At 66.9% G+C, this 24,066-nt stretch carries 21 protein-coding genes; 20 read left to right on the top strand and 1 reads right to left on the bottom strand.

All coding sequences use genetic code 11. From position 1 onward, the window contains the following. Position 1 precedes the first annotated feature (1 nt). The 14 genes from J2T07_RS16655 (at position 2) to J2T07_RS16720 (ending at position 13,338) form a co-directional block, all read left to right on the top strand. Complete coding sequence (locus J2T07_RS16655; RefSeq protein ID WP_306852154.1) at positions 2-1,228, top strand: beta-ketoacyl-ACP synthase; 1,227 nt, start codon at positions 2-4, stop codon at positions 1,226-1,228. Continuing rightward, entirely contained in the window at positions 1,228-2,454 is a 1,227-nt protein-coding gene (locus J2T07_RS16660; protein WP_306851408.1) for a beta-ketoacyl-[acyl-carrier-protein] synthase family protein, read from the top strand. The genes J2T07_RS16655 and J2T07_RS16660 overlap by 1 nt, the downstream gene beginning before the upstream one ends. Beyond that, positions 2,451-3,176, top strand: a complete 726-nt coding sequence (locus J2T07_RS16665; RefSeq protein WP_306851409.1) for a beta-ketoacyl synthase chain length factor — start codon at positions 2,451-2,453, stop codon at positions 3,174-3,176. The genes J2T07_RS16660 and J2T07_RS16665 overlap by 4 nt, the downstream gene beginning before the upstream one ends. After that, on the top strand, positions 3,152-3,940 hold the full coding sequence (locus J2T07_RS16670) for a lysophospholipid acyltransferase family protein (RefSeq protein WP_306851411.1): 789 nt from the start codon (positions 3,152-3,154) through the stop codon (positions 3,938-3,940). The genes J2T07_RS16665 and J2T07_RS16670 overlap by 25 nt, the downstream gene beginning before the upstream one ends. Next, on the top strand, positions 3,937-4,206 hold the full coding sequence (locus J2T07_RS16675) for a phosphopantetheine-binding protein (protein ID WP_306851412.1): 270 nt from the start codon (positions 3,937-3,939) through the stop codon (positions 4,204-4,206). The genes J2T07_RS16670 and J2T07_RS16675 overlap by 4 nt, the downstream gene beginning before the upstream one ends. Continuing rightward, on the top strand, positions 4,194-5,366 hold the full coding sequence (locus J2T07_RS16680) for a hypothetical protein (protein WP_306851413.1): 1,173 nt from the start codon (positions 4,194-4,196) through the stop codon (positions 5,364-5,366). Before J2T07_RS16675 ends, J2T07_RS16680 begins: the two co-directional genes overlap by 13 nt. Then, complete coding sequence (locus tag J2T07_RS16685) at positions 5,359-6,312, top strand: glycosyl transferase (RefSeq protein WP_306851414.1); 954 nt, start codon at positions 5,359-5,361, stop codon at positions 6,310-6,312. Before J2T07_RS16680 ends, J2T07_RS16685 begins: the two co-directional genes overlap by 8 nt. Further along, a complete protein-coding gene (locus tag J2T07_RS16690; protein ID WP_306851415.1) occupies positions 6,302-6,763 on the top strand; it encodes an acyl-CoA thioesterase in 462 nt (153 codons plus the stop codon). Before J2T07_RS16685 ends, J2T07_RS16690 begins: the two co-directional genes overlap by 11 nt. Then, the gene (locus J2T07_RS16695; RefSeq protein WP_306851416.1) at positions 6,760-7,482 is read left to right on the top strand and encodes a class I SAM-dependent methyltransferase; all 723 of its coding nucleotides are present in this window, start codon (positions 6,760-6,762) and stop codon (positions 7,480-7,482) included. Before J2T07_RS16690 ends, J2T07_RS16695 begins: the two co-directional genes overlap by 4 nt. Beyond that, positions 7,479-8,660 carry a beta-ketoacyl-[acyl-carrier-protein] synthase family protein gene (locus J2T07_RS16700; protein WP_306851417.1) on the top strand — a complete coding sequence of 394 codons (1,182 nt, stop codon included), beginning with the start codon at positions 7,479-7,481 and terminating at the stop codon, positions 8,658-8,660. The genes J2T07_RS16695 and J2T07_RS16700 overlap by 4 nt, the downstream gene beginning before the upstream one ends. Continuing rightward, a complete protein-coding gene (locus J2T07_RS16705; protein WP_306851418.1) occupies positions 8,657-9,130 on the top strand; it encodes a hotdog family protein in 474 nt (157 codons plus the stop codon). The genes J2T07_RS16700 and J2T07_RS16705 overlap by 4 nt, the downstream gene beginning before the upstream one ends. Beyond that, complete coding sequence (fabG, locus tag J2T07_RS16710; protein ID WP_306851419.1) at positions 9,127-9,855, top strand: 3-oxoacyl-ACP reductase FabG; 729 nt, start codon at positions 9,127-9,129, stop codon at positions 9,853-9,855. Before J2T07_RS16705 ends, fabG begins: the two co-directional genes overlap by 4 nt. A 132-nt stretch (positions 9,856-9,987) precedes the next feature. After that, positions 9,988-12,102 (top strand): YccS family putative transporter, encoded by a 2,115-nt coding sequence (gene yccS, locus J2T07_RS16715; RefSeq protein ID WP_306851420.1) that lies wholly within the window; start codon positions 9,988-9,990, stop codon positions 12,100-12,102. A 78-nt stretch (positions 12,103-12,180) separates the two neighbouring features. Further along, on the top strand, positions 12,181-13,338 hold the full coding sequence (locus tag J2T07_RS16720; RefSeq protein WP_306851422.1) for an isovaleryl-CoA dehydrogenase: 1,158 nt from the start codon (positions 12,181-12,183) through the stop codon (positions 13,336-13,338). A gap of 23 nt (positions 13,339-13,361) precedes the next feature. Here the strand turns inward: J2T07_RS16720 and J2T07_RS16725 are convergent, their stop codons facing one another. Beyond that, complete coding sequence (locus tag J2T07_RS16725; protein WP_306851424.1) at positions 13,362-16,223, bottom strand: S8 family serine peptidase; 2,862 nt, start codon at positions 16,221-16,223, stop codon at positions 13,362-13,364. Between the two features lie 258 nt (positions 16,224-16,481). Here J2T07_RS16725 and J2T07_RS16730 point away from each other — a divergent pair, with 258 nt between their 5' ends. The 6 genes from J2T07_RS16730 to J2T07_RS16755 all read left to right on the top strand — a co-directional run bounded on the left by J2T07_RS16730 (position 16,482) and on the right by J2T07_RS16755 (position 23,897). Next, entirely contained in the window at positions 16,482-17,657 is a 1,176-nt protein-coding gene (locus J2T07_RS16730) for a thiolase family protein (RefSeq protein WP_306851425.1), read from the top strand. A 162-nt stretch (positions 17,658-17,819) separates the two neighbouring features. Beyond that, positions 17,820-18,203: a hypothetical protein gene (locus J2T07_RS16735; protein WP_306851427.1), complete on the top strand. Its 384-nt coding sequence runs from the start codon at positions 17,820-17,822 to the stop codon at positions 18,201-18,203. A 308-nt stretch (positions 18,204-18,511) separates the two neighbouring features. Beyond that, positions 18,512-20,119, top strand: a complete 1,608-nt coding sequence (locus J2T07_RS16740) for a carboxyl transferase domain-containing protein (RefSeq protein WP_306851429.1) — start codon at positions 18,512-18,514, stop codon at positions 20,117-20,119. 73 nt (positions 20,120-20,192) lie between these two features. Continuing rightward, positions 20,193-21,536 (top strand): exodeoxyribonuclease VII large subunit, encoded by a 1,344-nt coding sequence (gene xseA, locus J2T07_RS16745; protein ID WP_306851431.1) that lies wholly within the window; start codon positions 20,193-20,195, stop codon positions 21,534-21,536. A 164-nt stretch (positions 21,537-21,700) separates the two neighbouring features. Further along, on the top strand, positions 21,701-22,243 hold the full coding sequence (locus J2T07_RS16750; RefSeq protein ID WP_306851433.1) for a hypothetical protein: 543 nt from the start codon (positions 21,701-21,703) through the stop codon (positions 22,241-22,243). A 223-nt stretch (positions 22,244-22,466) separates the two neighbouring features. Next, positions 22,467-23,897, top strand: a complete 1,431-nt coding sequence (locus J2T07_RS16755; RefSeq protein WP_306852156.1) for an aldehyde dehydrogenase family protein — start codon at positions 22,467-22,469, stop codon at positions 23,895-23,897. Positions 23,898-24,066: the final 169 nt, after the last annotated feature.

Raw genomic sequence — 24,066 nt, forward strand, 5'->3', positions numbered from 1 at the left:
GATGAAACGTGTCGTCGTCACCGGCATCGGCGGCATCACGCCGCTCGGCAACGACTGGGCCGGCATCGAGGCGCGCCTGCGCCAGTTCCACAACGCCGTACGCCGGATGGGCGAGTGGGACTATTTCGACAAGCTCAACGGCCGCCTGGGTGCGCCGGTGGACGATTTCAGCCTGCCCACGCACTGGTCGCGCAAACACGTGCGGTCGATGGGCCGCGTGGCGCAACTGGCCGTCGCCGCCAGCGAACGCGCACTCGCGGATGCCGGCCTGCTCCACGACGAGCGCATCGCCGATGGCCGCATGGGCGTGGCCTACGGCTCGTCCGGCGGCAGCATCGAGCCGGCCCGCACCGTGGGGCACATGCTGGAAACCGGCTCGATGCAGGGCGTGACCGCCACCAGTTACATCCAGATGATGGCGCACACCACGGCAGTGAACGTGGGCGTGTTCTTCGGCCTCAAGGGCCGGGTCATCACCACCTCGAGCGCCTGTACCTCGGGAAGCCAGGCTATCGGCTACGGTTACGAAGCGATCCAGCAAGGCAAGCAGACGCTGATGCTGTGTGGCGGCGCAGAGGAACTCTCCGGCCCGGGCGCGGCCGTGTTCGACACCTTGTTCGCCACCAGCACCCGCAACGATACGCCGGAACTCACGCCCCGCCCGTTCGACGCCGGGCGCGACGGCCTGGTGGTCGGCGAAGGCGCGACGACGCTGATCCTCGAGGAATACGAACACGCCCTTGCACGCGGTGCGCGCATCTACGCCGAAGTCGTCGGATTCGGCACCAATTCCGACGGCGCGCACATCACCCAACCCACGCGGGAAACGATGGCGGGCGCCATGCGCCTGGCGCTGGCGGATGCGGGATTGCCGGCTTCCGCGATCGGCTACGTCAGCGCGCATGGCACCGCCACCGATCGGGGCGATGTGGCCGAGAGCCACGCCACCGCCGACGTGCTGGGCGCCGGCGTGCCGATCAGCTCGATGAAGAGCTACGTCGGCCATACGCTCGGCGCCTGCGGCGCACTGGAAGCCTGGTGGGCGATCGAGATGATGCGCGGCGGCTGGTTCGCCCCGACGATCAACCTCGATACGCCCGATCCCGAGTGTGCGCCACTGGACTACCTCACCGGCGAAGGAAGGGACATCCAGACCGACCATGTGATGAACAACAACTTCGCCTTCGGCGGGATCAACACCTCGCTCATCTTCAAGGCGCATCGCTGATGCGGCGTGTCGTCGTCACCGGCATGGGCGTGGTGTCCTGCATCGGCGCCGGCAGGCATGCGCTGTTCGAGGGACTGCGCGCGGGCCGTGCGGGCTTTCGCCACAGGGACGACTTCGAGGCGCTCGGCATGCGCTGCCGGGTCGCCGCGCCCGTCGACCTGTCCGCGCTGGAACCGCCACCGCGCAAGCTGCGCCGTTACCTGCCCCAGGCGGCTGAGTTCGCCTGGCACGCCACGCGCGAAGCACTGGCCGAAGCGAAGCTCGACGAGGCGCGGGTGCGCGAGCGCGATGTCGGCATCGTCATGGGCGGTGCCGCCGCGCTGAGCGAGTACGAGGCCGGCCTCGATGTCTTCCATGCCAAGGGGATATCCCGGCTGTCGCCGTTCATCGTGCCGCGCAGCATGGGCAGCGCGGTATCGGCCACGCTCACCCATGCGTTCGGATTCGGCGGCCGCGGATTCACCGTCGGCTCCGCCTGCACGAGCGCCACGCACGCGATCGGCCAGGGCATGGAACTGATCCAGCTCGGCCGCCAGGAAATCGTGGTGTGTGGCGGAGCCGAGGAACTGCATGACAAGGCCGCCATGTGTTTCGACGTGATGAACGCACTTTCCTCCACCAGCGTGGCCGGAGAACGCGTGTCCACGCCATACGCCGTCGACCGCGACGGCATCCTGCTCGGTGGCGGCGCCGGCGTGCTGGTGCTGGAGTCGCTGGAACACGCGTTGGCACGGGGAGCGACCATCCTCGCCGAGATGGCGGGCTACGGCGCCGCTTCCGATCCGGACGGCATGGTCAGCCCCGCCGCGGACGGCATGGCCGAGGCCATGCACCAGGCCATCGACCTCGCCGGTTCCCTGCCGGACTACGTGAACACGCATGCCTGCGCCACCGTCGCGGGCGATCTCGCCGAATGGGAAGCGCTGCGCCGCGTTTTCGGCGATCGCGGCCATCCCGTGCCGCCGATGTCGTCGATCAAGGGCCTCATCGGCCACGCGCCCGCCGCCGCGGGTGCGCTCGATGCCATCGCCGCGATCACGATGATGGAACACGGGGTCCTGCTTGGCGGTGCGACGCCACGTGAGCGCGATCCCGCCTTCGCCGGCGCTCCGCTCATCGAGGGCGAACTCGCGGAGCGCATCGATAGCCTGCTTTCGAACACCTTCGGCTTCGGCGGGAGTTGCGCTGCGCTGATGATCCGCCGTTTCGACGGAGACAGCGCATGATCGACCTGCACATCGACGCGTGGCGTGCCTGGGCGCCGGGCATCGACGACGCCGCCGACTGGGCGGCATGGGCTGCCGCTCCGCACCCCGTCGTCGATCGCGGCGAACAGCCCGCCTGCGATTTCGTACCAGCGATGCAGCGCCGCCGTCTCAGCAGGCTGGCGCGCATCGTGATGCACACCGCGTGGCCCTTGTGCGGCGACGACGAACAAGTGCCTTTCGTGTTCGCCTCTCGCCACGGCGAAACCACCCATACGTTCGCCATGCTCGATGATATCGGCCGCGAAGCCCCGCTGTCGCCAACGCGGTTCGGGCTGTCCGTGCACAACGCCATCGCCGGGCAATGGTCCATCCTGCGCGGCCAGCGCGGCGAATCGGTGGCCATCGCCGGCGAGGCCGACACCTTCGAGCACGCCGTCGTGGAGGCCACGGCCCTTCTGGGCGAGGGCGCTTCCGCCGCCATCGTGGTCGTCGCCGAAGAGCTCCCCGCCAAGGCGTACGACGGATGGATCGACGACGTGCCCTTCTCGTATACGCTGGCACTGCGTGTATCGCTGGCGGGCGGCGGCCCGCGCTGGCGCCTGTCGCTCGGCGAAAATACCGGCGCCACGCCGGCGGCCGGGGAGCCGCATGCCTTGCGTTTCATCCGCGCCTTGCACCATGGTGCGACCCTCGACCACCCGTGGAAGACACGACGATGGACCTGGCAGCCGATAGCGTGAGCCACCGCCGCGACGCGTGGGCGTGGCGCTTCGTCTTCACCGCGCTCAGCTTCGCGCTGTTCGGCGTCGGCGGCGTGCTGCTGCGGCTGCTCATCCTGCCCGTGGTCCTGCACTGGCCAGGGCCGTCCGCCGTGCGCCGGCGGCGCGCCCGGCGCACGGTCGGCCACGCCTTCTGGCTGCATGCCCAGTTCATGTACCGAACCGGCGTGGTGAACTATTCCTTCGAAGGCCTGGAGAAGCTGGGCCGCCCCGGCCAGATGATCGTCGCCAACCACCCTTCGCTGATCGACGTGGTCTACCTCATCGGCCACGTGCCCGATGCCAATTGCATCGTGAAGCACAGCCTCTGGAAAAACCCCTGCATGCGCGGGCCCGTGAGCGTCGCGCAGTACATCAGCAACGACGGCAGCGCGGAAATGCTGGAGCGTGCGGCCGACGTGCTGCGCGAAGGACAGACGCTGATCGTCTTTCCCGAAGGCACGCGCACCACGCCGGGAGAGTTCCCGGTGTTCCATCGTGGCGCGGCGGCGATCGCCGTTCGCGGGGCGCGGGTGGTCACGCCGGTGTTCATCAGCGTCCAGCCCACCACGCTGACCAAGGCCGAGCCGTGGTATCGCGTCCCGCACCGCCGCGTGCGCATGCATCTGCGCGTGGGCGACGACATCCCCGTGGAGGGCTTCAGCGAAGGCACTCCCGCGCCGATAGCCTCCCGACGTCTCAACGAACACCTGCACGCCCTCTACGCCAGGGAACTCAAGGCATGAACGACCTCGAGCGGGATATCGCCCGCCTCATCATCGAAACGCTCGCCCTGGAGCACCTGGGCGTCGACGACATCGCCCCGGACCAGCCGCTCTTCGGCCAGGGCCTCGGGCTGGATTCGGTCGATGCGCTGGAACTCGCGCTCGCGCTGCAAAACCGCTATGGCCTGAAGATCGCATCGGATTCGCGCGATGCGCGGCGCCATTTCGAAACCGTGCGCAGCCTTGCCCTCTACGTCCAGGCGAGTGGATCCGCATGCGCAAGCTGAGCGACCTCATCCTCCTGGTCGTCGGCGTGCTGTACCCGTTCATCGTGTACTTCGGCATGGACCACGTGTCGACGCCGGTCTTCGGACTGATCCTCGGAAGCCTCTGGCTCGTCCGCGCCCCCGCGCTCCTGCGCCAGCCCGGGGGGCGCTGGATGCTCGGCATCACCCTGGTCTATTGCGCCGTGCTCGCCTTCGGCGGCGAAGAACACCTGTTGCGTTGGTATCCCAGCCTGATCTGCGCCCTGCTGCTGGCGGCCTTCGGCCTGAGCCTGAAGTACGGGCCGCCGATGATCGAGCGCATCGCGCGGGTGAGCGAACCGGACCTGCCCCCGGTAGCCGTTCGCTATACGCGCAGGGTGACCTGGGTATGGGTGGCATTCTTCGCGCTCAACGGCACCGCCTCGGGCGTGCTCGCCGAGTGGGGGCCGCTTTCGTGGTGGACGTTCTACAACGGCATCCTCGCCTATTCCGTCATGGGCGTGCTGTTCCTGGGCGAGTGGATCCTTCGCCAGCGCCTTCGCCGGCGGATCAACAAGGCGCCGATGGACGGTGCCGCGCAACGGCTCGCCTCGCATCCATGGGTCGCCGCGGCGGCGGGTGGGTATGCCGGAAAGCTGGGCCCGGGCATGGTGGTCGCACTGGGCACCGCCGGACGGTTGGCCTTGCTCCGCCACGGCCGCGCGGGCCTGGTCGCCGAGCTCGGCCAGCATGCAGCCGGTGACGATGCCCTGTCCACGCCACTGGTCTGGCGGTTCGTCGACACGCTGCCGGAACCGTCCAGGGTGGATGCGCTGCTACGCGCCCCCTTGCCCGAGACGGCCATCGTGCTCGGCGAGCGCCGCGAAGGCGATACCTGCACGATCGATCTCGAACTGCCGCTCGACCTCGCCTGCTTCGCGGACCACTTCCCCGATGCGCCGGTGCTGCCCGGCGTGTTGCAGGTTGGCTGGGCGCTCGATCTGGCCGCGCCGCGGCTCGGCACGCCACGTACTTGCCGTGCCATGGACGGCCTGAAGTTCCAGCGGCTGCTGCGCCCCGGCGACCGTGTCCGGCTCGTCCTGCGTCACGACCCGGATACCGGGCGCCTTCACTTCGCCTATCGCATGGACGACGCACCCGTCTCTTCGGCCCATCTTCGCCTGGACGGCACCCATGCCTGAGACAACGGCAAACGTGCATTGGGCGGCGCAAAAAGAGCGCGGCAGCTTCCTCGGCATCAAGCTCACCGCCATCGCCGTGCGGTTGCTCGGCCGGCGCGCGGTGACGCCCGTGATCCAGCTGATCGTGCTGTACTTCTTCGTCACCGGGCGCGCGGCGCGACATAACGTGCGCGATTACCAGCGGCGCCTCGCCGCATGGAGCGGGCGCGGCAACCTCTTCCCACGTTCGCGTGCCGTGTTCGCCCAGTACCTCGCCTTCGGCGAATGCATGCTCGACCGTTTCGATGTATGGCGCGGCAAGCTGCGTCTTGCCTCGATCGACATGGACGACCCCGATGGCGTGCGTGACGCGCTGCTGGCCGGTGGGCGTGGGCAACTGCTGATCTGCACCCACCTGGGCAACCTCGACGTATGCCGTGCGATGGCCGAGCTCGGCGAGGGCGTGGCACTGAACGTCCTGATGCACCTGCCCAACGCCGCCCACTTCAACCGGCTGCTTGGCGAATCGGGTGACAGGCGTCTGCGTCTGATGCACGTGGGCGACCTGGATACCTCCGCGATGCTGGAACTGTCGCAGCGCCTGGAGCGAGGCGAATGGATCGCCATCGCCGGCGACCGCGTACCGGAACACGGCGGCCGTGTCGTCGACGTGGATTTTCTCGGTGCCTCCGCGGCCTTCCCGCAAGGCCCGTGGCTGATGGCGGCGATGCTGCGCTGCCCGGTGAACCTCGTTTGCTGCCTGAAACACCGAGGCCGTTATCGCATCCACCTTCGCCGCTTCGCCGATGCCGCCGGCTGGGAACGCGGGCGGCGCGAAGCGGCCATCGCCCGGTCGGTAGCGAACTATGCCGCATGGCTCGGTGAGCGTTGCCTCGAGGCACCCTTGCAATGGTTCAACTTCCACCCGTACTGGCACGGTACGAACGGAGCACTCCATGCGCGCTAGTGGCGTCCTCGCCGCCGAGATCGACGTGACCGTTCCCTTCTTCGACGTCGACTCCATGGATGTCGTCTGGCACGGCCACTATGTGAAGTACCTCGAGATCGCGCGTTGCGCGCTGCTCGACGACCTCGGCCACAACTACAGGCGGATGAAGGAGACGGGCTATGTCTGGCCCATCATCGACCTGCAACTGCGTTATGCCCGCGCCGCACGCTTCGGGCAGACCCTGCGCGTACGCGCCGAACTGGTCGAGTGGCAGAACCGCTTGAAGATCCACTACACGTTGAGCGATGCCTCCAGCGGCGAGCGCCTCACCCGGGCCAGCACCATCCAGGTCGCGGTGAGCCTCGTCGATGGAGAGATGCAACTGGTCTCGCCCACCGTGTTCACCGACGACGTCGACCGCCGCCTTGCGCACCGTTCGCAAGACCGATCCGCAGGAAGCACGCCATGAAATACGCCAGCGCCACCTATGTCGAGGAAACCCGGATCGGTTTCGTATTCCTGCGCACGCATACCTGGCAACACCATGTGCTCCGGGTCGCCATAAACGACCTGAAACGACTGGTCGGCGAGCCGCTGCCACAAGGTGGCACCCTGCTCGATGTCGGCTGCGGCCAGGGCCGCTCGTTCCGGCTGCTGCGCGACGCCTTCGCACCCGCCCGCATCGTGGGCCTGGACGCCGACCCGCACAGCATCGCGTTGTCGGCCCGGGAAGCGGAACGCGAAGGCATCGAGGCGAAGCTGATGCTGGGCGACTGCGCCGGCATCGACCTGCCCGATGCCAGCGTGGACGTGCTGTTCTGCCACCAGACCTTCCACCACCTGGTGGAACAGGAACGTGCCCTCGACGAATTCTGGCGCGTACTGAAGCCGGGCGGACTGCTGCTCTTCGCCGAATCCACGCGCGCCTATATCGATACCTGGGTGATCCGCTGGTTCTTCCGTCACCCCATGCACGTGCAGAAGAGCGCCGACGAGTACATGGCGATGCTGCGCTCCCGGGGTTTCGTCTTCGCCGAAGGCAACGTTTCCCTGCCCTACCTCTGGTGGAGCCGATCGAAGGATTTCGGCCTGCTCGAACGCTGGGGCATCAAGGCGCCGCCCCCGCCCGGCGAGCGCGAGGAAACCCTCGTGAACGTGGCCGCGCGCAAGCCGCTCTCCCCGGCATGAGCACGGCGTACCTCAACGCGCTGGGCGTGGCCTGTTCGCTTGGCGCGGGAAAGGCCGCGGTGGCCGATGCATTGTTCCGTGCCGCCACACACGGTCTCCGGCCGCTCGATGGCTGGGTACCCGCGCGCGCATTGCCGCTGGGCGAAGTGACGGCCGACCTGCCGCCCGTGCCCGCCGGCATGGAGCAGCGCGACACGCGCAACAACCGCTTGCTGCTGCTCGCGGCCAGGGAAATCGAAACGGAGGTCCGCGCCGCGATCGCCCGCTTCGGTGCCGCCCGCGTCGGCGTGGTCGTCGGCACGAGCACCACCGGCATCGAGGAAGCGACCCACGGCATCGCCGCGCGTGGCGTGGACGGCACGTGGCCCGACGATTACCGCTACAGCGACCAGGAACTCGGGGCACCGGCCGCCTTCCTTGCCGAGTGGCTGGGTGTCGCCGGTCCCTGCTACGGTATTTCCACCGCGTGCACCTCGGGCGCACGCGCACTGCTCAGCGCGCAGCGGCTCCTTCGGCTCGGTCTGTGCGATGCCGTGGTCTGCGGTGGCGCCGATACCCTTTGTCGCCTCGCCACGAATGGTTTCCATGCACTGGAAGCCATGGCGCCCGAACGCTGCCTGCCGTTCTCCCGTTCGCGTCGTGGCATCAACATCGGCGAAGCCGCGGCGTTGTTCCTGATGACCAGGGATGCCGCGCCAGTCGTCATGCTCGGCGGCGGTGCCAGCTCGGATGCCTATCACATGTCGTCGCCCGAGCCCGGCGGGCGCGGTGCCAGCGAGGCGATGCGCCGTGCCTTGTCGACGGCGGGCATCGTTGCGGATACCGTCGACTACGTGAACCTGCACGGCACCGCCACCGAGCACAACGACGCGATGGAAAGCCACGCCGTGGCCACCACCTTCGCCCGTCCCGTGCGTTGCTCATCGACCAAGGCGCTGACCGGGCATACGCTGGGTGCCGCCGGGGCCCTGGAAGCCGCGTTTTGCTGGCTCGCACTCACCGATCCGGGGCGGCGCCTGCCCCCGCACGTGTGGGACGGCGAGCCCGATCCGGCGCTGCCATCCCTCGCCTTCACGCGTATCGGCGACACGCTGCCGGCGGGCCGCCGCCACTTAATGAGCAATTCGTTCGCGTTCGGCGGTAACAACGCGAGCCTGATCCTGGCGGACGCGACATGACCCTTTGGCCCATCGACCAGTTGCTTCCGCATGCCGGGAAGATGATCCTGCTCGACCGCGTCGTGGAATGGGACGCCGAACGCATCCTGTGTGAACGGGTCGTACGTCCTGGCGGTGCCTTCGTCCAGGCGACGGGCCTTCCCGCCTGGACCGGCGTGGAGCTCATGGCCCAGGCCATCGCGGCGTGGAACGGGTGCCAGGTATTGGCCGCCGGTGGCGCGGTGAGGCCGGGTTTCCTGCTCGGCACGCGTGCCTATCGTGCGGATGTCGATTTCTTTCCCGCGGGCACCCGGTTGGTTGTCGAAGCCGTGCGCAACTTCCACGACGACGATGGGATGGGTGCCTTCACCTGTCGCATCGACGCGCCGGGCATGCATGCCGAGGCGCGGCTGACCGTATTCAGCCCTCCCGATCCCGCGCCCTTTCTCGATCCACGCAACAGCCTCGATTCCAGGGGAACTCCTCCATGACCGATACCATCCTCGTCACCGGCTCGAGCCGTGGCATCGGCCGCGCCATCGCGATGAACCTCGCCGATGCCGGCTACGACCTCGTCCTGCACTGCCGTTCGCGACGTGAAGAAGCCGAGGCCGTGCAGGCAGACATCGCAGGGAAAGGCCGTGCCGCGCGGATACTGCAATTCGATATCTCGGACCGCGCCGCATCGGCGGCCGCGCTCGAGGCCGATGTCGCCGGACACGGTGCCTATTACGGCGTCGTATGCAACGCGGGCCTCACCCGCGACGGCGCCTTCCCAGGGCTTACATCCGAGGACTGGGACCAGGTGCTGCGCACCAACCTGGACGGCTTCTACAACGTACTGCATCCGCTGGTGATGCCGATGATCCGTCGGCGCGCCCCTGGGCGCATCGTGTGCATCACCTCGGTGTCGGGCCTGATCGGCAACCGCGGCCAGGTGAACTACAGTGCTTCCAAGGCGGGCGTGATCGGTGCCGCGAAGGCATTGGCCGTGGAACTGGCCAAACGCAGGATCACCGTCAACTGCGTCGCGCCGGGCCTGATCGACACCGATATGCTCGAACCGGAAGTGCCGGTGGAACAAATCCTCAAGGCGATCCCGATGGAGCGGACCGGCACGCCGGAAGAAGTGGCCGCGGCGGTACGTTTCCTGGTGAGCCCGGAGGCCGGGTACATCACGCGGCAGGTCCTCGCGGTGAATGGTGGGCTTTGTTGAAGGCCTTGGCGGGAGGGTGGGAGAGCATCACCGCTGAAGCGGCTCCCACACGAGTCACCGCAAGTCCTTGTGGGAGCCGCTTCAGCGGCGATATCGCGATAACGTCGATCCCATGCCGCTAAGCTAGGCCCCATGCGCGCCCTCCGCCAGCTCGCCGAATCCGATCGCTTCGCCGATGTCGCGCGCGTCTTCCTCGCGCTGACCGGCATCGCCGCATGGTGCACCCTCGCCGGCCCTGTCGAGTTGCTCGTGCCCGCCCTGCTCGGTGCCATCGCCTGCGCCCTGGCCGAGACCGACGATGCCTGGCGCGGACGACTGCGTGGACTCCTGGTCACCCTCGTCTGCTTCGCCGGCGCCGCCAGCGTGGTAAAGGCGTCGATCGGCCATCCTCCCCTGTTCGCCTTGTTGCTTGCCGCCGGAACCTTCGTCCTGGTGATGCTGGGCGCAGCCAGCGGACGCTATGCGACGATCGCAACGGCCACGCTGATCCTTTCGGTCTACACGATGATCGCATCCGACGCCTCGACCGCCGCCCCCGGCGACTGGCGCGGCACCGCCGCCATCCTCGCCGGCGCGGCGTGGTACGGCCTTCTTTCGCTGCTGTGGAGCGCCATGGCACCGCAGCGTGCGGTACGCCACGCGCTGGCCCGGCTGTTCGAATCCCTGGCCGCGCTGATGGAAGCGAAGGCGGCGTTGTTCGAGCCGGTGCGAGGGCTCGACCGGGATGCACTGGCCGTGGAATTCTCGCGGCGCAACCTGCAAACCGTCGATGCCCTGGCCACGACCCGCGCGGCCTTGCTCGATCGCATCGGGCGGCGCCAACCGCGCGGCCGTTCCGCCGCGCGGCTAGCCATGTTCTTCGCCGCCCAGGACATCCACGAACGGGTCAGTTCGTCACACTATCCCTACGACGAACTGGCCGCGGCGCTCTACCACAGCGACCTGATGTTCCGTTTCGGCCGCCTCCTGCGCTTGCAAGCCAGCGCCTGTCGCGAACGTGCCGATGCCATCCGCCGCGTGGCACCACTGGGACCGATGACCCTACCCCGTGCCGCGCTCGACGACGTGCGCGAGGCCATCGCCTATCGGCGCCGCAGCGATCCGCCCGGCCAGGCCGTGGACGATGCGCTGTCCGCGCTGCTTACCAACATGGAACATCTGCTGGCCGGCATCGAGGACGAAGGCAGCCTGCGCGAGGGTACCGACATCGCCTTGCAGGACAGCGAACCCGATACGGTAGCCGATGCCTTCGCGCGCATCCGCGTCCGCCTCGATCGCCGCTCCATGCATTTCCGTCACGCCGTACGGCTGGCGACGGGCATGCTCGCCGGTTATGGACTCATGCAGCTCCTGCATCCGACCCATGGATACTGGATCCTCCTCACCACGCTGTTCGTCTGCCAGCCCAGCTATGGCGCAACCCAGCGCCGCACCATGCAGCGCATCGCCGGTACGATGGCGGGACTGTTCGCGGGATGGGCCATGCTCCGCCTGCTTCCCGGGGGCGATTGGCGGTTACCGGTGCTGGTCGCCACGGGCGTGGCGTTCTTCGCCTTTCGCCTGCGACGCTACGCGTTGGCGACGGCCGTCATCACGATCTTCGTCCTGCTCTGTTTCGACCTGGCGGGCGCGGGCTACGACGCCATCGGCCCCCGCTTGCTCGACACCTTGCTGGGGGCCTTCGTCGCTACCCTCGTGATCCGCTTCGTGCTGCCGGACTGGCGGGTGCGCCGCCTTGAAGATATCGCCGCGGACGCCCTGCATGCGTACGCACGCTACCTGGAAGCCATCGCAAGCCAGTACGCCACCGGCAAGGCGGACGACCTGGCCTACCGCGTCGCCCGCCGCGATGCCCACGCCGCGCAGGCGGCGGTGGCCGGCAACGTGACCGAATTGCTCGGCGAGCCCGGCCACTCCCCCGAACGGGGTGAGCGCGCGTTACGCCTGCTTGCCGCCCTCCAGGCCGGCCTGTCGCACCTGTCCACTCTCGGCGCCCATCGCCAGGCCCTCGCCGCGGATGATGCGAACGCCGTGAAAACACTTGCCCACCGTGTCGCCAACGGCTTCGCCGCGCTTGCCGAACACGTCAGGCGAGGGACGGCGGCACCGTTGCTCGGCACGCCGGACCTGGTCGTCGATGCCGCCGCGCAGGCCACCGGGCCGGTCGAGGCAGTGCGCCTGGTGGACCGCCAATGCCTGATGCTGGTGCGCGTGCACGACCGTATCGCAGGCCTCCCACCCATCTGATTGCTGCGTCGCGCCGTGGCTTGGACCTGCCCTCGCGCTACGATGGGCTGCTTTTACCGCTTCCTCCGGAGTTCCACGATGCGCCCGTTTTCCCTCGGTGAAGACCTCGACCTCCTGCGCGAAAGCGTGCACGCCTTCGCCGAAAAGGAGATCGCGCCGCGTGCGGACCGCATCGACCGGGAGAACGTGTTCCCCGACGACCTGTGGCGCAAGTTCGGCGACATGGGCCTGCTCGGCGTCACGGTTCCCGAGGAATACGGTGGCTCGGGTCTCGGCTTCCTCGCCCACATGATCGCGATGGAAGAAATCTCGCGCGCCTCGGCGTCGGTCGGCCTTTCATATGGCGCGCACTCCAACCTGTGCGTGCAGAACATCTACCACAACGGTAACGAGGCCCAGCGGCGCAAGTACCTGCCCAAGCTCGCCAACGGTGAATGGGTCGGCGCGTTGGCCATGAGCGAACCCGGCGCGGGCTCGGACGTGGTGGGCTCGATGAGCTGCCATGCGGAACAGGCCGGCGATGTCTGGATCGCCAACGGTACGAAGATGTGGATCACCAATGGCCCGGATGCCGACGTGCTGCTCGTGTACATGCGGACGGCGCCGCGCGCCGCCGGCAGCCGATGCATGACCGCCTTCATCGTCGAGAAAGGCATGAAGGGATTCTCCACGGCGCAGAAGCTCGACAAGCTCGGCATGCGCGGATCGAACACCTGCGAACTGGTGTTCGACAACTGCGAGATCCCCGCGGAAAACATCGTCGGTGAAGTGAACGAAGGCGTTCGCGTACTGATGGGCGGCCTGGACACCGAACGCCTCGTGTTGTCGGGCGGTCCGATCGGCATCATGCAGTCGGCCATGGACCTCGTGCTGCCGTACGTGCGCGAGCGCAAGCAATTCAATGCCCCGATCGGCACGTTCGGCATGATGCAGGCCAAGGTCGCCGACATGTATACGGCGCTGCAATCGTCGCGCGGCTTCGCGTACATGGTGGCCCAGCAGTTCGACAACGGCGTGAAATCGCGCATCGATCCGGCGGCTTGCCTGCTCAATGCATCGACCAACGCGGTGAAGGTGGCGCTGGAGGCGATCCAGGCGCTGGGTGGCAACGGCTATATCAACGAGTTCCCCGCCGGCCGCCTGCTCCGCGACGCGAAGCTGTACGAGATCGGCGCGGGCACCAACGAGATCCGCCGCATGCTGATCGGCCGCGAATTGTTCCACGGCAAGTCGTAATTTTCCCGCTGGCTTCGCCTCGCCTACCAGGCCATGCGGAACGTGGCGCTGGCCGAGCGCGAATGGTCGCGATCGGCGAAGCGCTGGTCGATATCGAAGCCCACCTGCGTGCGCTCGCTCACGTCCCAACCCAGCGTCATGCCGGCGGTACCGGCGCGGCGCGAGAGACCGATACCGTCGACCGGCGCCCACTGCGCGATGCCCGTATAACGTGCCGAGAACACCTCGCCCTTCGTCGCGAACGCATTCTGCCAGCCCAGCTTCGCATCAAGGTGCAGCTTGCCCATCGAGGTAAGCCACGACGCCCCCGCTCGCAGACCGAACCCCGCCTGCCAGCGCGACGTGGTCTGCCCGTTGGCGCTCAGGCCGAAGCCCTCGCCGCCGGACTCCTGGAAGCCGTCGCGGCGAATGCTGGCGTACTCCACGTTGGCGAACGGCGTGAGCGAGAACGCACCCGCGTCGGTGCGGTAGCCGACCTCGCCATAGGCGACGTTGTAACGGCCGGTATTGTCTCCACCGGCAAAGGACGCCTGGTCGCCGAAGCGCAGCAGGCGCTGGGTATTGCCACGGAAGTTGCCGAAGCCGAGGCGCCCCACGCCATACCAGTTCGCGCCACGTGACCCGGCATACAGCATGCCCTCGGTGGACCGGCTGCGTTGGCGGTCGAAGCTGTTCGACAGCTGGCCGGTGCTGCGCATCTGCGCCACCGCGACGCCGGCGAAGCCATTCGCACCCAGGCGAACGTCGTTACCGGCAAGGCCACCGTCCAGGTTGAATCCCACGTTCCCGAAACCGCCGCGGCTGAGGCCGCCCTGCCCGTTGAACGATTGCATCCACGCGCCACCCGCACCCTGGTGGTCGAGATGGCTCATCAGTGCGTCGTTACCCGCCTCGATACTGGCGAGGGTGACAGCCGTGCTTGCCGCGTAGAGCTGGCCGGACAGCGATTCCAGCGAAGCCTGCGCGACCTGGGTGTTCGCCGATTGCTGGATGCCGCCCGCCGCGACCAGCGTGCCCGTCGCGAACGAAGAGCCCCCGGTCGACGCGCTCGTGAGGCTCCGGTCGATCTGCTGGAACGCGCCGTCGAGCCGCTGGGCGGACGACTGTGCGGCGGCGGACTGGCTCATGCTCGTGCTGGCCACCTGGCTCACGCTGAGCGTCGTGGTATCGATCCAGACTTCCGCGGGCAGGTACTGCAGCGTCGCGTTGAGAAAGACCCCATTGGCCTTCGTCGTCGTGGAGAAACCGCCCGAGACCGCGCTGGCCGTGAGCACCTGCTGGTGCGAGGTCGGGACGTAGCCGGAGACCGCACCGGCGACGTGAAACTCGCCGGCGAGCGAGGCCGTGCCCGAAACGATGAGCGGCGCGCCCAGCAGCTGCGACAGCCGCCCCGTGGACGTCTGCACATAGTTGCCCGTGACATGCGTGGAGGTATCGGCCGTCTGCAAGCTAGCCGATATATTCACGTCGCCGCCGATGTCGCCGTGCATGATCGCCGTGGCGCCGTCCTGCACCGTCAATGCACCCGGAATGCCATGCATGGCCTCCAGGGTGACGCTCGTCGCGGCCAGCGTCGTCCCCTCGTAGGTGTTGCTGCCACTCAGGGTCAGGCGCGAATCGCCGAAGGCGCGGAGGCCACCGGCACCCGATATATCATTGGCGAATTCCGCATCATGGCCGTTGACGCCGATGCTGAAATCGCCCCAATCGAATTTCGCCGGTCCACGAATCGCGCGGCCCACGTTCAGGCGTCCGTAGCCGTACACGGCATCCGGACCCGGCGCGCCCAGGTCATCCGCGGTACCCAGGAGCACCTGCCGTACGGCGTCGACGGAAAGTCCGGGCATGGCCGTCATCACCACGGCGGCGGCGCCGGAAACCTGCGGTGCCGCGAACGACGTGCCGGCTCCATAGACGTAGGTGGCCTGGCCCGAGGTCGCGTTCGGTGCGACGACCACGACGGCACCGGGCGCGGCAAGGCAATAATTTTGCGCGATACCGCAACGGTTGGAATACGAGGCGATCTGGTCGACGTGGTTGCTGTCCAGCGCTACGACGGTCAGCCAGCCTTTCTCCAGGCTGGGAACAAGACTCGGCAAGGCGGCGATGGTCGACGGGTTGGCCTCGCCACTGTTGCCTGCCGCGAACACAAAGAGCGCATGGCCCAACGCCGCATGCTGATAGGCGGTCGCGAAGCTCGCCGTGGTGTCCGTGGCCGCGGCATCCCAGTACAGGCCGCCCCAGGAATTGTTGACGATCCGGGCACCGGACGTGACGACGAGCTTGTCGTTCACGTCGCCCAATGGATCGGCCGAGGTCACCTTGTTGCCCTGACCCGAGCCGTCGTCGGTAGGCGCCTTGTCCGCGATGATGCGTGCCGAGACGATCGATGCATCCGGCGCCACGCCGCCGACGAAGGAACCGTAGGGACGTCCGGCGGCGATCTCCGCCACGATGGTGCCGTGCCCGACGACATCGTCCACCGCCACGTTGTTCGTCGCGGGGTCGACGTAGATGTATTCCGCGCCCACGCGACCGGCCAGCGCGGGGTTCGAGGCGTTCACACCGGAGTCGGCGACGCCGATGACGATGCCGGCCCCCGTGAATCCCGCATCGTGTGCCGGCTTGACGTTGGTCGCCGTCAGCTGCACGTCCACCGGCGGCTGGGCGATCGTCGCGCCCGTGGAGGGCGTCTTGGGGATGTTGAAGGACGGTACGTCCGACAGGTTGTTCGACGGCACCGAGGGGATGTTATTCGACGGCACGGAAGGGATGTTGGAGCTCCTGACGCCTCCGCTCCCACCACCGCCGCAGGCCGTCAGGCCTATACCCACACATACGGCCAGCGCGAGTTCGCGCCGACGCGGCAGCTGCATCGTATTCATGTTGTCCCCTGGTCTGACGTCAATGTCTGCGCCCGCGGTCCGTGGGCACACCCTGAGCGGATGTTGCCACAAGACCTCGCGGAAAGGCGCGGCGCGGGCGCAGGAAAGCGTGCGCCGGGTCGCAGGCCCGGAGCCCCTTGTGCCGCCCCGCGTGAAACCGCCTGCCGCGGCGCAGATTGCCCCCGCCCCGGCCCCACTGCGATACTCAGTGGGTTTTCCGCCCGGAAAGGGCGGCCATCCGAGTACCACGGAGTCCCCATGTCCGACATCGTCATCGCAGGCGCCAAGCGCACCGCCATCGGTTCCTTCCTCGGCCAGTTCACCGGCGTGCCTACGCCGAAGCTCGGCTCCATCGCCATCAAGGCGGCCCTGGAGCACGCGGGTGTCGCCCCGTCCGACGTCAGCGAAGTCATCATGGGCTGCGTGCTGCCCGCCAACCTGGGCCAGGCGCCGGCGCGCCAGGCATCCCTCGAGGCCGGACTCCCGACGTCCACCGGCTGCACCACGATCAACAAGGTGTGCGGCTCGGGCATGAAGGCCCTGATGCTCGGCCACGACCTGATCAAGGCCGGCTCGGCATCGATCGTCGTCGCCGGCGGCATGGAGTCGATGACCAATGCGCCGCACATGGTCAACGCGCGCACGGGTATCCGTTATGGCGACGGCCAGCTCGTCGACCACATGGCCTGGGACGGGTTGACCAATCCCTATGACGGCAAGGCCATGGGCGTTTTCGGCGAACAGTGCGCCGACAAGTACCACTTCACGCGCGAGGAACAGGATGCCTACGCGATCGGTTCGGTCGAACGTGCGCAGGCCGCGCAGAAATCCGGCGCCTTCGCCAACGAGATCGTCCCGGTGACCGTGCAGGGCCGCAAGGGTGCGCAGGATTTCGCCGAGGACGAACAGCCCGGCCGTTCGGACGTGACCAAGATCCCCACGTTGCGCGCGGCGTTCCGCAAGGAAAACGGCACGATCACCGCCGCCAGTTCATCGAGCATCTCCGATGGCGCCGCCGCGCTCGTCTTGCTTTCGGCGGACGATGCGAAGGCCCGCGGGGTCACCGCGCTGGCCCGCATCGTGGCCCACGCCACGCATTCGCAGGAACCGGAATGGTTCACCACCGCGCCGGTGGGTGCCATTTCCAAGGTGCTGGCGAAGGCTGGCTGGACCGCCGACGATGTCGACCTGTTCGAGATCAACGAGGCCTTTGCGGTGGTACCGATGGCGGTGATGCGCGAACTCGGCGTGTCGCGCGAGAAGATCAACGTCAACGGCGGCGCGTGCGCCCTCGGCCATCCCATCGGTGCCAGCGGCGCACGCATCGTCGTGACCCTTCTCAATGCGTTGACGGCGCGTGGGGCAAAAAGAGGTGTCGCCGCGCTGTGCATCGGTGGCGGCGAGGCAACGGCGATCGCCATCGAACTGGTGTGAACCCGACGTCGACGCGTGAGGCTGTCGTTTCGAAACGATCACGCCATATCCATGGGCTTTAATGCGCCCTGAAGCGAAAAGGCGCGATCGGTAGCTAAGTACCCATAACTGAGCTATTAATACGCCCGCCTAACGGCATTCCACGGTTAAGGAGAAACACTAATGAATGTGACGCGTACCCTTCTCGCCTCTGCGCTCGTCGCGCTTCTGGCAGCTTGCAGCAACGGCGCGCAGGATTCCGCGCAGGACGCCCAGAAGTCGGCCGCCGATGCGCAGCAGCAGGCGGACAAGGCCCAGCAGGCCGCCGACCAGTCGCAGAATGCCGCGACCTCCCAGGCCGCCGACCAGGCTCAGCAGTCCGCCGACCAGGCCAAGGATGCCGCCGCGCAGGCCCAGTCCGCCGCTTCGTCCTCCACGGCCGGTGGCATGTCCGACGCTGCGAAGGACGCCGCCTCCAACGCCGCCGACCAGGCCGACAAGTCGGCTGACCAGGCGAAGGATGCCGCCGATAACGCCAAGAGCGCGACGGACGACACCAAGAAGTAAGCGTTTCGCTTTCTTCGGTAAGACACGAAGCGGCCACCTCCGGGTGGCCGTTTTTTCATCTCGCGTTTCAGGGATAGTTTCGGTGACAGGCTCGGCTTCGCCATCGTGTTTTGCTTGCCTGAGACAGGGGAGCCGTCGGGTGTCGTTCTCAGAGCGATTCCGCAGGGAGGCGTAGGTCGGACGAGGACTTAGCGAAGAGAATGGCACCCGACGCCTCCCCTCGCCTCGACAGGTATTGGCGCGATGCAGCGTTTGCCTTCCGGCCGCCCCGGCTATGATGCTCGTTTCGTCCCCGCGCGAATGCCCTCATGCCCATTCTCGAATCGCAGCTCGATACCCGCTCCCCGGAATTCCAGGCGGCCAGCCAGCGCCTGCGTGCGCTGACCGACGACCTGCGCGAGACGCTGAAGCGCACTGCCGAAGGAGGCGGCGCGAAGGCGCGCGAGAAGCATGTCGCACGTGGCAAGCTGCTGCCTCGCGAACGTATACGCGCCTTGCTCGATCCCGGCTCACCCTTCCTGGAAATCGCACCGCTCGCCGCGCATGGCATGTACGACGACGCCGCTCCGGCCGCGGGCGTGATCGCCGGCATTGGCCGCGTCATGGGCCAGGAAGTGGTGGTGCTCGCGAACGACGCCACGGTCAAGGGTGGCACGTATTTTCCCATGACCGTGAAGAAACACCTGCGTGCGCAGGAAGTGGCGATGGAAAACCGCCTGCCCTGCATCTATCTCGTGGATTCCGGCGGCGCGTTCCTGCCGTTGCAGGACGAGGTCTTCCCGGACCGCGAGCACTTCGGTCGTATCTTCTACAACCAGGCGCGGATGAGTGCCCAGGGCATCGCGCAGATCGCCGTGGTGATGGGCTCTTGCACCGCCGGTGGCGCCTATGTGCCGGCGATGAGCGACGAGACGATCATCGTCCGCGAACAGGGCACGATCTTCCTCGGCGGCCCGCCCCTGGTGAAGGCCGCCACGGGCGAAGTCGTGGATGCCGAAGCGCTGGGCGGTGCCGACGTGCATACCTCGATATCCGGCGTGGCCGACCACTTCGCCGAGAACGACGCGCACGCGCTAGCCATCGCCCGCGACATCGTCGGTTCGCTCAACCGGGTGAAGAAGGTACCCCTGGCGGTTCGTGCTCCCCTGGAACCCCGCTTCGCCGCGGAAGAACTCTACGGGGTGATCCCCGAAGACACACGCCGTCCCTTCGACATCCACGAGGTGATAGCCCGCATCGTCGACGACTCCGAGTTCCACGAGTTCAAGGCGCGCTACGGCAAGACCCTCGTCACCGGCTTCGCGCATATCCACGGCTACCCGGTGGGCATCGTCGCCAACAACGGCATCCTGTTCGGCGAGTCCGCGCAGAAGGGCGCTCATTTCATCGAGTTGTGCAACCAGCGCAACGTGCCTCTGGTGTTCCTGCAGAACATCACGGGATTCATGGTCGGCCGCAAGTACGAGAACGGCGGTATCGCGAAAGACGGCGCCAAGATGGTCACCGCGGTGGCCTGCTCCCACGTGCCGAAATTCACCGTGGTGATCGGTGGCAGCTTCGGTGCGGGTAACTACGCCATGTGCGGTCGCGCCTATGGCGCACGCTTCCTGTGGATGTGGCCGAATGCGCGGATCAGCGTGATGGGTGGCGAGCAGGCCGCTTCGGTGTTGGCCACCGTGCGTCGCGATGGCATCGAATCGAGTGGCGGGAGCTGGAGCGCGGAGGACGAAGAGGCCTTCAAGGCCCCGGTCCGCGAGCAGTACGAGCGCCAGGGCCATCCCTACTACGCCAGTGCGCGGCTGTGGGACGACGGCATCATCGATCCGGCGGACACGCGGCGCGTGCTCGGCCTCGCCATCTCGGCCTCGATGAATGCGCCTGTCGAGCAGGGCCGGTTCGGCGTCTTCCGCATGTAAGCGCAAGTCGAGGAAGCACGTGTAAACCCTTGCCCTGTCGACAATACAGGGAGCGTGATAACCTTCCCGATCCATGTCCGACTTCGACAACCGCCCTGCCGCTGAGATCTTCACCCCATCCGGCCTGAACCGGTTGGTGCGCGATCTGCTGGAAGACGCCCTCCCGATGGGCGTATGGATCGAAGGCGAGCTCTCCAACGTCTCGCGGCCGGCTTCAGGCCATGTCTACTTCACGCTGAAAGATGCCAGCGCGCAGGTCCGCTGTGCCATGTTCCGCATGGCCGCGTCGCGCCTGCGTTTCCGCCCCACCGACGGCATGCATGTACTCATGCGCGCCAAGGTCGGACTTTACGAGGCGCGCGGCGAGTTCCAACTGGTGGCTGACCACATGGAGCCGGCGGGCGAAGGTGCCCTTCAGCGCGAGTTCGAGCAGCTCAAGGCGAGGCTTGGCGCGGAGGGACTGTTCGCCCCGGAACGAAAGCGCGCGCTGCCCGCGTTTCCACGCCGCATCGGCGTCATCACGTCGCCATCCGGTGCGGCCATCCGTGACGTGCTGAGCGTGCTTGGACGCCGCCTCGGCCTTGCCGATGTCGAAGTGCTTCCCGTGCCCGTACAGGGGCGCGAGGCACCGCCGGCCATCACAACCATGCTGCGCAAGGCATCGGCCTGCGGTCGCTACGACGTGATCCTCGTCACGCGTGGCGGCGGCTCATTGGAAGACCTCTGGGCTTTCAACGACGAAGCCGTCGCACGGGCGATCCATGCCAGCGCCGTGCCGGTCGTCTCGGCCGTAGGTCACGAGGTGGATTTCACCATCGCCGATTTCGTGGCCGACCTGCGCGCGGCGACACCTTCGGCCGCCGCCGAACTCCTTGTGCCCGATGGCGCCGATCTCGCGCGCCGGCTCGACCGCCTCCGCCAGCGAATGACAACGCTGATGACGCGTCGCCTGCAAGCCGCGGCACAGCGCGCCGATCATTGGCAGGCGCGCCTCAACACCCAGCGCCCGCAGGCGCGCCTTGCGCGCGATGCGCAGCGCCTCGATGCCCTTCACCGGCGCCTCCGTTTCGCGATCGGCCAGGCGAACGCCCTGCGCCGCGCGCGTCTCGAACGCCTCGATGCCCGCCTGACGGCGCGGCATCCCCGACTGCGCCTCGAACCAGCTCGCCAGCGTAATGCCGAGCTGCGGCAACGGCTCGACCACGCCATCGCGCGCAAACTCGAACGCGATCGTGCGCTGGTCCTCCAGCAGGGCCGCACGCTGCATGCGGTAAGTCCACTCGCCACGCTCGAACGTGGCTATGCGATCGTCTTCGACGAACGCGAATCTATCGTGCGCCGTGCTGCCGATGTCGCTGTCGGCGAGCGCGTGCGCGTGATGTTGGGCGACGGCGAGATGAAGCTGCGGCGCGAATAAAAGAGCGCCACGTAAGTCGAATCGGCAAAGCCATCGAACTCTGGTCTGTCCTCGCGTCAGATACGCGCCGCTTACGACCTTTGGCCTATGGATAGGTGGTTCAGACGCCGCTGTGATGGCGTCATCAGGGGGCACGGAGCAACCCGGGAAAAGGAGATTTCCGCATGGACATGCTGCGATACGCGCTTGCGTCCCTTCTGATCGTGACTATCGGTTTGACCGGCTGCTCTCCCAAATCAGGCCACTTCCAGCGCGACGGCAGCGTAGCGGCCGCGAAAAGGCAGCCCGTCAATGGCACCCAAGCCGTGGCCTTCGTGAGGTGGTACAGAGGCCTCTGGCTCGGGCAGGACAATTTCTGCACGGTGGACATCCCTTCACGGCCGTTTTACCTCAGGACAGAATTCGTCGACTACGACTGCAAGAACGACGTGGCGCAATCGGTGGAACTGCAGAACCTTCCGCCCGGCACCGTCCTCTATGTCTACGATTCACCGAACTGCGGTGAGTCCGACGACTGGGGGAAAGCCACGGTGCTCAAGCAGGCGGCCAGCCTCCAGGTAGGTGACTTCAACCACACCTTCACCGAACCAGCGGGGCTTCAGTATGACGGCCACTACCACAACGGCATCAATGGGAAGCTCTCCTGCTTCATCATAGACGTGCCGGACATTAATGGCAGACGCGCAGGGCCGGTGCACGACAAATGAACGCTCCACAATCGTCGGATAGCGCATCCGGCCACTGGTGGCCTGGATATCCATGCATGGACACGCGGCGCTACATGCTCGCCTCACTCATGCTCATGATGGCCATCCTGCTGTCATCATGCAGCACATCGCAAAAGTAGCTTTTCGTCGCAGAGGTGCCTCACGGCTCGTGAACACCTCGGGTCGGATGATTCGTGGCTTCGTCACCCACGAGGCCACGTACATGCTTCGGAAGAGCTATCCCTATTACCTCGCCAACCTCGCCGTGAAGGGCAAGGCGAAGCTCGACGTCATCGACAAGTACACCGGCGAGGTCGCCACACGCGTCGCCCTGCCCGACGCGGCGGCCCTGGACCAGGCCATCGAAGCGGCGCACGACGCGGCCGGCGCCATGAGGCGTTTCAAGCCGTACCAGCGGCAGGCTGTGCTGGAACACTGCGTCGCGCGTTTCCGTGAGCGTCGGGACGAGCTGGCCTACACGCTGTGCGTCGAGGCCGGCAAACCGATCGGCGATTCGGCAGGCGAGGTCACCCGGCTCATCGAGACCTTCAAGATCGCCGCCGAAGAGGCGGTGCGAATCAATGGCGAAACACTCAACCTCGAGATCTCCGAGCGCAGCGCTGGCTACCACGGCTATACGCGTCGCGTTCCGCTCGGCCCCGTGGCTTTCATCACGCCGTTCAACTTTCCACTCAACCTCGTGGCGCATAAGGTGGCTCCGGCCATCGCCGCGGGCTGTCCCTTCGTGCTCAAGCCCGCCGAGCGGACGCCCTTGGGTGCGCTGATCATGGGCGAGGTTCTCGCCGAAACCGATCTCCCCCGTGGAGCATTCTCCATCCTGCCCATGCTTGGCCGCGATGCGGAGCCACTGGTGACCGATCCACGCCTGAAGATGCTTTCGTTCACCGGTGGCCTCGTCGGCTGGGACCTCAAGGCCAAAGCCGGGCACAAGAAGGTCACCCTTGAACTCGGCGGCAATGCCGCCTGCATCGTCGACGGCGACCAGGGCCATCGGCTCGACGCCGTCGTGGACCGGCTGGTGTTCGGCGCATTCTACCAGTCGGGGCAGAGTTGCATCAGCGTGCAGAAGATCCTTGCGCACGACGACATCCATGGCGAACTGCGTCGTCGACTCGTAGCGAAAATCAGGACGCTCAAGGCCGGCGATCCGAAGAAGAAAAGTACTTTCCTCGGCCCGATGATCGATGAGAACGCCGCCATGCGGCTGGAAGGCTGGATCGCCGAGGCGAAGAAGGCGGGCGCGAAGGTCCTCTGCGGTGGCGGGCGCAAGGGCGCCATGCTCGAGGCGACCCTGCTTGAGGACGTGGCCCCCGGCGAAAAGCTGCAACGCATGGAGGCCTTCGGCCCCGTTGCCCTCCTTCAGCGGTTCAGCCGCTTCGACGAAGCCCTCGGCATGGTCAACGACTCGGACTTCGGCCTGCAGGCTGGCGTGTTCACGGACAACCTGCGCCATGCCATGCGTGCATGGGATGAGCTGGAACAGGGTGGCGTGATCGTCAACGACGTACCCAGCTTCCGCGTCGACAACATGCCCTACGGCGGCGTGAAATCGTCCGGGCTGGGACGCGAAGGCGTGCGCTACGCCATCGAGGACATGACGGACGTGCGCCTGATGGTCATTCGGAACAACTGAAGGGAGCTGTCGATCCGAGCCAAGGCGCCATGGGGGAATTTCCCTTGCGATGAAGCGGTTAGTTCCCACGTGACCGCGTTCGCACGATGCCTACCGGATACGCGCAGCGAGAATGCGCGACATCCGTCGTGGAAGCGACGTAAGGTCATCGCATGCCGGTAGGAACCGG

It is taken from the genome of Luteibacter jiangsuensis (assembly GCF_030812295.1).
Classification (GTDB): domain Bacteria; phylum Pseudomonadota; class Gammaproteobacteria; order Xanthomonadales; family Rhodanobacteraceae; genus Luteibacter; species Luteibacter jiangsuensis_A.